The sequence below is a fragment of the Priestia sp. 179-F W1.4 NHS genome (genome assembly GCF_045369295.1).
GTDB classification, from domain to species: domain Bacteria; phylum Bacillota; class Bacilli; order Bacillales; family Bacillaceae_H; genus Priestia; species Priestia zanthoxyli.
In genome coordinates, this window is the sequence record NZ_JBIQFF010000010.1 from 40,839 (window position 1) to 50,806 (window position 9,968).

The following is a 9,968-nucleotide window of genomic DNA, read 5'->3' on the forward strand; positions in this document are numbered from 1 at the left end:
AAGCAAATATATTTTTTAGCTCAATGAGAATTATATACAAAAACACCCTTCTATAATAGAAGGGTGTCTAGAACCTTATTATTCTACAGTAACTGATTTTGCTAAGTTACGTGGTTTATCTACATCGCAATCGCGGTGCAATGCAGCGTAGTAAGAGATTAATTGTAAAGGAATAACCGCTGCTAGTGGTGAAAGTGTTTCGTGAACTTTCGGAATCACGTAGCGATCTTCTTCTGTTTCTAATCCTTTCATTGAAATGATACAAGGATTAGCTCCACGTGCTACTACTTCTTTTACGTTACCACGGATGCTTAAGTTTACATGTTCTTGTGTTGCTAATGCAATAATTGGCGTATTGTTTTCAATTAAAGCGATTGTTCCGTGCTTAAGCTCTCCTCCAGCAAATCCTTCTGCTTGAATGTAAGAGATTTCTTTTAGTTTTAACGCGCCTTCTAAACCTACATAATAATCAACAGAACGTCCAATAAAGAATGCGTTGCGAGTTGTTGCTAAGAATTGAAGAGCAATGCTTTCCATTTCTTCTTTGTCGTCGCAAAGTACTTCCATTGTGTTTGCTACGATTGCTAACTCTTGAACTAAATCAAATTCTAATTCAATGCCGCGTGTTTTTGCTGTTACAGCCGCTAGAATTGATAGGACTGCTAATTGAGCTGTATAAGCCTTTGTTGATGCTACAGCAATTTCCGGACCTGCATGAAGTAATAACGTATAATCAGATTCACGAGATAATGTTGATCCCGGAACGTTTGTGATTGTTAACGCTTTGTAACCTAGTTCTTTAATTTGAACTAATACTGCACGGCTGTCAGCTGTTTCTCCACTTTGAGAAATAAAGATAAACAGTGGCTTTTCAGATAAAAGCGGCATGTTGTAAGAGAATTCACTCGCTACGTGCACTTCTACCGGAACCTTCGCCCACGTTTCAATGAATTGTTTACCTACTAGGCCTGCATGATAGCTTGTTCCACATGCTACGATATAGATGCGGTCTGCTTCATCCATTGCTCCTAAAATGTCTGCATCAATGTGCAGTTCATTGTTTTCATTTTGATACTCTTGAATGATTTTACGAACAACTAAAGGCTGCTCATCAATTTCTTTTAACATATAGTGAGGGTACGTACCTTTTTCAATATCACTTGCATCAAGCTCTGCTGTGTAAGGTGCTCTTTCTACCACTTCACCATCAAGCGTTTTAATTGTTACGCCTTCTTTTGTAACAATTACTGTTTCTTTATCCATTAATTCTACGTACTGATCTGTTACTTGAAGCATTGCCATAGCATCGCTTGCTACAACGTTAAATCCTTCGCCAACACCTACAAGAAGCGGACTTTTGTTTTTAGCTACGTAGATTGTATTTTTATCTTCGTTATCAACAAGAGCTAGTGCATAAGAACCGTGAAGCAAGCTTACTGTCTTGCGGAACGCTTCTTCTACATCTAAGCCTTCTGCTGCGATTTTTTCAATTAACTGAACGATTACTTCTGTATCCGTTTCGCTTTTGAACGTTACATCTTGTAAATATTCACGTTTTAAAATAGCGTAGTTTTCAATTACACCATTATGCACAAGCGTGAAGCGTCCAGATGTACTTTGATGCGGGTGAGCATTTTCTTGGCTTGGTACACCATGAGTTGCCCAACGCGTATGACCAATACCTGCTGGTGCTACAACACTGTTATCTACTGCCTGACGCAATTCTGCAATACGGCCTTTTTCTTTGAATACGTGTACGCCTTCATTGTTAACAACTGCAATACCTGCTGAGTCATAGCCACGATATTCTAACTTTTCAAGACCACGTAATAAAATTTCTTTCGAATCTTCTGTTCCAATATATCCTACAATTCCGCACATAGATAAAATCCTCCTTCATGTATGAAAAGAGAGTCTCTTTTCATCATCAATGATTATCATCTCAATGCTTTTGTCCAATAAGTCACCTCATTGTTTTTCACATCAAGTTTTCGGCCGTGATAATCAACAACCGGGAGGCATCCGCCGATACTTCGATAAACCTCCTCCTCGTCAACTAAGTCGTTTCCGTCCCTTTACTTAGTTCAGGCGCTTTGTATTCACTTTTAAAATAGATTGTTCACTCCTTTACATAAATTAAGAGACGAACAGATTTAATATTACAATAAGAAGTGAGAAAACGTCAATTATCTTCTTTACTATCTGTAAAAACAGCCTTTAGCATCAGATAATTTCCAAGAATTTTTCTCAACAATATAAAAATATGCATAAGCAGCTTGAAACGTCACCGCTTATGCATATAATTAATGAATTACTCTAAGCCCATTTCTTCTTTTACTACTTCTACGATACGCGTTACATAAGCTTCACATTCTTCTTGTGTTTGTGCTTCAACCATAACACGTACTAACGGCTCTGTTCCTGAAGGGCGTACAAGTACTCGGCCATTACCGTTCATTTCTTTTTCCACTTCTTCAATAACCACTTTTACCTTCTCGTTATCTGTAACATGATGCTTATCCGTTACTTTTACATTTACAAGAAGCTGAGGATACTTCTTCATTTCAGCTGCTAATTCTGATAAAGGCTTTTTCGTTGCTTGCATAATGTTTACAAGCTGAATAGCTGAAAGCATACCGTCACCTGTTGTGTTGTAATCTAAGAAAATAATATGACCTGACTGTTCTCCACCTAGGTTATATTGATTAGCTTTCATTTCTTCTACTACATAACGGTCGCCTACACCAGTTTGTGCACTTTCAATTCCGCTAGCTTCTAGTGCTTTATAGAAGCCTAAGTTACTCATAACGGTAGAAACAAGCGTATTTTTCTTTAAACGTCCTTGTTCATATAAGTACTTTGCACAAATGAACATGATTTGATCACCGTCTACAATCTCGCCTTTTTCATCGATTGCGATTAAACGATCTCCGTCTCCATCAAATGCTAACCCAACATCCGCTCCTTTTTCTTTTAAGAAGGCACTTAATGCTTCCGGATGTGTAGATCCTACACCGTCATTGATGTTTAATCCGTTTGGTGATGCCCCCATTGTAGAGATATCCGCATCTAAATCTGCAAATAAATGTGCTGCTAACGATGACGTTGCTCCGTGCGCACAGTCTAATGCAACATGAATACCTGAGAAGTCTTCATCAACCGTTTGTTTTAAGTATTGAAGATATTTTTGTCCACCTTCGAAGTAGTCATTTACCTGACCTAAATCTCCCCCAACAGGTCTTGGTAATTGATCTGTTTCACTATCCATTAACGCTTCAATTTCATTCTCTTGTGCATCTGACAGTTTAAATCCATCTGGACCAAAGAATTTAATTCCGTTATCTTGAACTGGGTTATGTGAAGCAGAGATCATGACTCCTGCTTGTGCGCCAAGTGCTTTTGTTAAATACGCTACCCCTGGAGTTGAAATAACGCCTAATCGCATAACTTCTGCACCAATTGAAAGCAAGCCTGCAACAAGCGCTCCTTCTAACATATGACCAGAAACGCGTGTATCGCGTCCGATTAATACCTTTGGTCGCTCTGCATCTTTTGTTAGAACGTAACCACCTAAGCGTCCAATTTTAAAAGCAAGCTCAGGAGTTAATTCACTATTGGCAACTCCTCGTACTCCGTCTGTTCCAAAATACTTACCCATTAATTTTCTCTCCTTCATGTCAAAACATTTAGTTTCCTGATGTATTATCTGTCTGTCCATCTACGGGTGTAGAATTTTCATCACTTTGATTACTACTATCGTCACCAGTTTCTGTATTATCTGTTGGTGTATCTGTATTGTCTTCAGGTGTATCAGTCTCTTCGCTTGGTTTATCAGTTGAATCACCTGAATTTCCCGTCCCAGGATTTGTTCCTGATCCAGTTCCCGTGTCTGGCTTTGTTTCTTTATCGCTCGTGCTTCCACTTGTTTCTTTATCCGTTTGCTCATCATTTGTCCCTGATTGTTTTTTCGCTGTTACACGAACTTTTGCCTGTTTAGTCGATAGTGTTGATGTAACAGAGTCAGGACTATTTATTATAATAGGAACCGTGTGCTCCCCAGCAGATAAATTCCCTACATTCGCTGACAAGCTAATGCCGCTTTTCGTTAACTTATCTAAATCAGATTTTGGTCCTTTTACATCCGCATCTACTGAAGTAGGAGAAAGCAGTTCATACGTGTACTTTGAGGATTGACCAGTTAAAGAAACCGGCAAATTCTTAAATGACTTAGTCTCAGCTGCACTTGCGTCCGTTTCTTCTGCGTCTTTCTCATCACCTTGTTTGTCTACTTCCACATGAACGGTAATTTGTTTAGGACTTACACTATCTATTCCGTCTGGAACAGGGACATTCACCTTAATATCTTTAGATTTCGTAATACCGGTAACATCGACTGGAATATTATCAATTTTATCGATTTTTTCTAAAGAATCAGATGGACCGATAATTTTCACGGTATCTGTTTTAGGCTCTAGCTTCGTAATGTTGACACCGTCGCCTGGCGTGCCTTCTTGAATCACATCGATCGGCACTTTTTTACTAATATTTTTCACCGGGATTGTTACATTGACCGTTTCTGGTTGAACTGTTACATTCAATTTATTTAAATTCTTGTCTAATGCGACAACAGTTGCTTGTTTCGTCACTGTTTTTGAAGCATTATCTAAATCAATAATAGCTTTTACATAAGCAACTTGGTCTAATTGACTTGATGCGCCCGTTACCGTGACGGCTCTTGGGCTAACGGTTGCTTCCCCTGCTTCATACCCATTTTTGACCTTATTTTTATCATAGCTTGCCTCTACTGAAAACTGTTTTGAATCGCGTTCTTCAATTGTTACATTTACAATATCAGGCTTAACCACTACGTTTAAATTATCAGAGATATTTCGATACTGAACCTTGACTCTATGCTGCCCTAAGCTTAAATTATCAAGGTCAATATAAGCTTGATAATCTTTTTGTAGCTTTGTTTGAGCCAAAATATTTTTAGGACCTTCCAGTGTCATAATGACCGTATCCGGAACACCTCTTACAATTCTGTTCTTCTCATTGTAGGATACTTGAACCGGAACATCTGTTAATGTTTCTACTCCAGTGTTGGCAGAACTGCTTCGGTTCAGAATTTTATTTGATGAACTGGCACCATCATCTAAATTAACAGATAAATATAACATGAAGGCTAACAGCAACGCGATAATTTTCATAACCCACGATCGATTCATCAATTTATCCATTCTTCTTCAACCTCCATTGCCAACGAGTGGAAGAAGTTGCTTTAGAAGTTGTGACTAATTCTTTTTCTAGCATTTCTCTTAATGTATCAATGGTCAATTCACGATACAATTCACCGTTTTTGGTAACGGAAATGCCTCCAGTTTCTTCAGATACAATGACAGTCACACTATCTGTTACTTCACTTATTCCTACAGCAGCACGATGGCGAGTACCTAATTCTTTTGAAATAAAAGGACTTTCAGATAAAGGTAAGTAACATGCTGCAGCGGCTACTTGATCCCGCTGTAAAATAACCGCTCCATCATGAAGTGGTGTATTCGGTATAAATAAGTTGATTAATAATTCAGAAGAAATATTAGAGTTGAGCGGTATACCTGTTTCAATATAATCACCCATACCCGTCTCTCTTTCAATTGAGATCAATGCACCTATGCGTCTTTTAGCCATATAATGCGTTGCTTTTATAATCGCCTCAATCGTAACGGTACGTTCATCTTCTTCAGGCAAATTACTGCGTGAAAACAGACGTCCTCTCCCAAGCTGTTCAAGCGCTCGGCGCAGCTCTGGCTGGAAGATAATAATAATAGCTAAAAATCCATACGTTAACGCTTGGTCCATTAACCATTGCAACGTATTTAGTCCAAGGAAGTTACTTATAAAGCGGACAACTAAAATTACCGTGATTCCTTTTAAAAGCTGTACTGCTTTTGTACCTCTTATGACCATAATTAATTTATATATGACGAACCATACCAGGAGAACATCAACAATTTTTCCTAAATATGAGAGGATTGGCAGGTCTCCAATAGGCATCTTCTCACTTCCTCTATATATGTAATAAAGATAACATAACCGTTTTATTATACCATAAAACAAAATTACACTGTAAATTACATCTTATTTTTAAATCCTTGTTCCTATATAATGTAGCCTTCTTTTTATATAAATAAAACCGTCCACTGTTCCTCTCTAACAAGATAAGCGGACGGTTTTATGTTTAACTATTAAAAGTCAACAGCTTGCTTGGCATGAGTTTTGACGTTATACCATACCCAGTCAAAAATCTTGTCTAACTCTTCAATATTGCCTGTCACTTCTCCTGCAGAAGCTAGATACTTATCACCATGTATAACAGTAACGTTTCCATCTACTTTTCCTTCAATTTTAATATCGCCATTTCTCACAGTAATATCACCTTTGACGGTCTCACCTTTTGGTACAACGACTGTTTTATCGTGAATGACCAGGTTCGGCTGCTTTGAAACAGAAAAGTCTTCATCCGTTTCCCAAGCTGAAAACACCGTGCCGGACATTAACAGCACAAATACAGCAGCTGCACTAAGAATCGGATGGTTTGTGAACCATCTATTCATTCGAATTCGATTCTTCTCACGTGGTAACCCGGCCATAACACCTGCTGTAAAGTTCATAGGTAATTCTATATGAGAAGTGCTTTGCACAAATGCAATCGTTCTTTTTAACTGATGCATATGCTGCTGACAACCTTTGCATTGGTGCAAATGCTCTTTTAATAACAGTTCATTTTCTTTTGTAATATCTCCATCTAAATGCTCATGAATGAGGTTTACATACATTTTTGGACATTTCATTCTTAGTTCACTCCTTACAAGTGGCGAAGTCGATTTCTTAAAGCTTCACGTCCTCTGTGAATTCTAGTCTTTACCGTACCAAGAGGCAGGTCTAAAATATCGCTGATTTCTTTTAACGACAGCTCATCTATATATTTTAGGACAATGACAGTTCGATATTTCTCAGGTAGCTTTAATATTTCCGACTGAATGAATTCTTGCAATTCTACTTGCTCTAGCTCTTCCTCTGGTAAGGCCTGATCGGCAGCTATTTGAGAGTACATATTTAACCCGTCGGTCCCGGCTACTTCTGCATCTAAATAATAGTCTGGCTTTTTTTTACGAATTCGATCAATACAAAGATTTGTAGCAATTCGATATAGCCAGGTGGAAAACTTTTTACTCGTGTCATAGCTATGAATATTTACATAGGCTCGAATAAACGCTTCTTGTGCAGCGTCTTGCGCTTCTTCCCGGTTTCCTAGCATTCGATAACATAGATGAAAAAGTTTATCCTTGTGATATTCTACTATGTCAGCAAACGCATCCTGGTCACCTTTTTTTACTTTTTTTATTTTTCTTTTTAATAATAAATCCATGTAACGGTTACCTCCGCCCATTGCGGGATAGTACATATACGTGTACTTTATCATAAAGTTTCACTTATGCTTAATTATTTTAACAAAAATTTGTCAAATACGTTTAAAAAGATCGTACGTAGGTTATGTAATTAGTATAGATGAAAAGAAGAGGAGTGGAAAGCTTGACTCATACAAAAGAAAACCTTTTGAATCAAATTGAAGAATGTAGAAATAACATGGTCACTCTTGCAGCAGAAAATCCTTTATCATCACTAACAGTGGTGAGAGTAAGCTCAGAGCTAGATGGTCTATTAAATGAATATGAAAAGTTTTTCTCTATATAAAGAAGCTCTAGAATCTGAACTAAGAGCTTCTTTTTTTTATCTTCACATATGTTTCATGTACCTTTTGGTAGGCAATAATGTTTTATAGTAATTTTTCTCCTAAAAGTGAGCCCATTAATGCAACAGCTACGGTAGCTGTTTTATTCCGCTCATCTAAAATAGGATTCACTTCCACAAACTCGGCAGAAGTGATTAGCTGAGATTCTGCCAACATCTCCATAGCTAAATGACTTTCTCTGTAGCTTATTCCACCGATAACTGGCGTTCCTACTCCAGGTGCATCATGTGGATCCAGTCCATCTAAATCGAGTGATAGATGAACGCCATCTGTTTTATCACGCAAATATAAAATTGTTTCTTCCATTACTTTTGTCATACCCATTCGATCTATCTCATGCATCGTATACACTTTAATTCCTTTTTCCTTTATTAGCTCTTTTTCTCCTTCATCTAAAGAACGGGCTCCGATAATCACAATATTCTCGGGCTTGACTTTAGGGGCATAGCCACCAATTCGAGTCAATGCTTCGTCTCCTATACCTATACTTGCCGCCAATGGCATACCGTGAATATTTCCGGAAGGAGACGTATCTGCTGTATTTAAATCTCCGTGTGCATCATACCAAATTACGCCTAAATTTTTATAATGACGACTTACTCCTGCTAGTGTTCCGATAGCGATGCTGTGATCTCCCCCTAGCACTAAAGGAAACCTTTTATTTGTAATAACATCACTTACGGTCTGAGCAAGTCTTTCGCTAGCATCCGCTACAGCTTTTAAATTCTTTAAGTTTGTATTTTCATCACTATGTACTCGTTCAGCTAAGGCAATTTCAATATTCCCTTTATCTTCTACACTATATCCAATATTCTCGATGCGTTCCATAACACCTGCATATCGTATCGCACTTGGCCCCATATCGACCCCTCGGCGAGTTTGACCTAAATCCATTGGTACTCCAATAATTGAAAGCTTATTCATAATATGTCCCCCCATCACAAATGTTGCTACTCTCTTATTGTAACGGCTAAATGAGCGATGGCTCAACTCGACACTTTTTTGAATATATATACAATTCTAATTTGTAGAAACTACACAAAAAAACCTTTAAGCAAATTGCTTAAAGGTTGTACGTTTATATGTATGGTGGAGCCTAGCGGGATCGAACCGCTGACCTCCTGCGTGCAAGGCAGGCGCTCTCCCAGCTGAGCTAAGGCCCCAATATGTTTTTTTATATAGAAATGGAGCGGAAGACGAGGTTCGAACTCGCGACCCCCACCTTGGCAAGGTGGTGTTCTACCACTGAACTACTTCCGCTTATTAAAATGAGCCATGAAGGACTCGAACCTTCGACCCTCTGATTAAAAGTCAGATGCTCTACCAACTGAGCTAATGGCTCTCTATGGCTGGGCTAGCTGGATTCGAACCAACGCATGACGGAATCAAAATCCGTTGCCTTACCGCTTGGCGATAGCCCAATAAAAATGGTGGAGGGGGGCAGATTCGAACTGCCGAACCCGAAGGAGCGGATTTACAGTCCGCCGCGTTTAGCCACTTCGCTACCCCTCCGATATAAATGGTGCCGGCAAGAGGACTTGAACCCCCAACCTACTGATTACAAGTCAGTTGCTCTACCAGTTGAGCTACACCGGCACGGTGGTGGAGGATGACGGGATCGAACCGCCGACCCCCTGCTTGTAAGGCAGGTGCTCTCCCAGCTGAGCTAATCCTCCACTATTATGTAGATAAAAATAAATGGTGACCCGTACGGGATTCGAACCCGTGTTACCGCCGTGAAAGGGCGGTGTCTTAACCGCTTGACCAACGGGCCAGTTGGCTCCACAGGTAGGACTCGAACCTACGACCGATCGGTTAACAGCCGATAGCTCTACCACTGAGCTACTGTGGAATAATAATAGCCTGGCAACGTCCTACTCTCACAGGGACAAAGTCCCAACTACCATCGGCGCTAAAGAGCTTAACTTCCGTGTTCGGTATGGGAACGGGTGTGACCTCTTCGCTATCGCCACCAGACAAATTATATTATACATGATTTGATAAAGAAAGCAAGACTTTTTTGAAAAAGTTTTGTTCTCTCAAAACTAGGTAACAGGTTGCTGAGTAAAGCTTACGCTTTTAAAGTTTGGTTAAGTCCTCGATCGATTAGTATCAGTCAGCTACACATGTCGCCACGCTTCCACCTCTGACCTATCAA

The 9,968-nt window shown here is 39.2% G+C and carries 8 protein-coding genes, 9 tRNA genes and 1 rRNA gene; 1 reads left to right on the forward strand and 17 read right to left on the reverse strand.

What is annotated here, in order from left to right; all coding sequences use genetic code 11:
• Positions 1–78 precede the first annotated feature (78 nt).
• From glmS to sigW, 6 genes are all read right to left on the reverse strand, one after another.
• Positions 79–1,881 (reverse strand): glutamine--fructose-6-phosphate transaminase (isomerizing), encoded by a 1,803-nt coding sequence (glmS, locus tag ACH0CI_RS24985; RefSeq protein ID WP_014461996.1) that lies wholly within the window; start codon positions 1,879–1,881, stop codon positions 79–81.
• A 430-nt stretch (positions 1,882–2,311) separates the two neighbouring features.
• Positions 2,312–3,658, reverse strand: a complete 1,347-nt coding sequence (glmM, locus tag ACH0CI_RS24990) for a phosphoglucosamine mutase (protein WP_335387875.1) — start codon at positions 3,656–3,658, stop codon at positions 2,312–2,314.
• A gap of 28 nt (positions 3,659–3,686) precedes the next feature.
• Positions 3,687–5,237, reverse strand: a complete 1,551-nt coding sequence (locus ACH0CI_RS24995; protein ID WP_328180173.1) for a CdaR family protein — start codon at positions 5,235–5,237, stop codon at positions 3,687–3,689.
• A complete protein-coding gene (gene cdaA / locus ACH0CI_RS25000; RefSeq protein ID WP_013054971.1) occupies positions 5,230–6,051 on the reverse strand; it encodes a diadenylate cyclase CdaA in 822 nt (273 codons plus the stop codon). Before cdaA ends, ACH0CI_RS24995 begins: the two co-directional genes overlap by 8 nt.
• 191 nt (positions 6,052–6,242) lie before the next feature.
• Positions 6,243–6,848 (reverse strand): anti-sigma factor family protein, encoded by a 606-nt coding sequence (locus tag ACH0CI_RS25005; RefSeq protein WP_013081391.1) that lies wholly within the window; start codon positions 6,846–6,848, stop codon positions 6,243–6,245.
• Positions 6,849–6,862: 14 nt separating this feature from the next.
• Positions 6,863–7,426, reverse strand: a complete 564-nt coding sequence (sigW, locus tag ACH0CI_RS25010; protein ID WP_013054969.1) for an RNA polymerase sigma factor SigW — start codon at positions 7,424–7,426, stop codon at positions 6,863–6,865.
• 155 nt (positions 7,427–7,581) lie between these two features.
• Between sigW and ACH0CI_RS25015 the strand changes: the two genes are divergently transcribed.
• Entirely contained in the window at positions 7,582–7,752 is a 171-nt protein-coding gene (locus tag ACH0CI_RS25015) for an aspartyl-phosphate phosphatase Spo0E family protein (RefSeq protein ID WP_223260213.1), read from the forward strand.
• Between the two features lie 82 nt (positions 7,753–7,834).
• On the opposite strand, the gene rocF is transcribed toward ACH0CI_RS25015, so the two are convergent.
• From rocF to rrf, 11 genes are all read right to left on the reverse strand, one after another.
• Positions 7,835–8,734 carry an arginase gene (gene rocF, locus ACH0CI_RS25020; protein WP_406902402.1) on the reverse strand — a complete coding sequence of 300 codons (900 nt, stop codon included), beginning with the start codon at positions 8,732–8,734 and terminating at the stop codon, positions 7,835–7,837.
• A gap of 163 nt (positions 8,735–8,897) precedes the next feature.
• Positions 8,898–8,973: transfer RNA gene (locus ACH0CI_RS25025), tRNA-Ala, on the reverse strand.
• Between the two features lie 22 nt (positions 8,974–8,995).
• Positions 8,996–9,070, reverse strand: a tRNA-Gly gene (locus ACH0CI_RS25030).
• A 9-nt stretch (positions 9,071–9,079) separates the two neighbouring features.
• A tRNA-Lys gene (locus ACH0CI_RS25035) sits at positions 9,080–9,152 on the reverse strand.
• A gap of 4 nt (positions 9,153–9,156) precedes the next feature.
• Positions 9,157–9,231, reverse strand: a tRNA-Gln gene (locus tag ACH0CI_RS25040).
• A gap of 7 nt (positions 9,232–9,238) precedes the next feature.
• A tRNA-Tyr gene (locus ACH0CI_RS25045) sits at positions 9,239–9,322 on the reverse strand.
• Positions 9,323–9,330: 8 nt separating this feature from the next.
• Positions 9,331–9,406, reverse strand: a tRNA-Thr gene (locus ACH0CI_RS25050).
• Between the two features lie 4 nt (positions 9,407–9,410).
• A tRNA-Val gene (locus ACH0CI_RS25055) sits at positions 9,411–9,486 on the reverse strand.
• A 23-nt stretch (positions 9,487–9,509) separates the two neighbouring features.
• Positions 9,510–9,584 (reverse strand) — tRNA-Glu (locus ACH0CI_RS25060).
• A gap of 3 nt (positions 9,585–9,587) precedes the next feature.
• Positions 9,588–9,662 (reverse strand) — tRNA-Asn (locus ACH0CI_RS25065).
• Positions 9,663–9,671: 9 nt separating this feature from the next.
• Positions 9,672–9,787 (reverse strand): 5S ribosomal RNA (gene rrf / locus ACH0CI_RS25070).
• Positions 9,788–9,968: the final 181 nt, after the last annotated feature.

What these genes read in the sequence shown, in the direction of transcription:
- rocF (WP_406902402.1), bottom strand. Translation starts at nt 8,734, where the DNA reads ATGAATAAGCTTTCAATTATTGGAGTACCAATGGATTTAGGTCAAACT.
- sigW (WP_013054969.1), bottom strand. Translation starts at nt 7,426, where the DNA reads ATGGATTTATTATTAAAAAGAAAAATAAAAAAAGTAAAAAAAGGTGAC.
- glmS (WP_014461996.1), bottom strand. Translation starts at nt 1,881, where the DNA reads ATGTGCGGAATTGTAGGATATATTGGAACAGAAGATTCGAAAGAAATT.
- ACH0CI_RS25005 (WP_013081391.1), bottom strand. Translation starts at nt 6,848, where the DNA reads ATGAAATGTCCAAAAATGTATGTAAACCTCATTCATGAGCATTTAGAT.
- glmM (WP_335387875.1), bottom strand. Translation starts at nt 3,658, where the DNA reads ATGGGTAAGTATTTTGGAACAGACGGAGTACGAGGAGTTGCCAATAGT.
- cdaA (WP_013054971.1), bottom strand. Translation starts at nt 6,051, where the DNA reads ATGCCTATTGGAGACCTGCCAATCCTCTCATATTTAGGAAAAATTGTT.
- ACH0CI_RS24995 (WP_328180173.1), bottom strand. Translation starts at nt 5,237, where the DNA reads ATGGATAAATTGATGAATCGATCGTGGGTTATGAAAATTATCGCGTTG.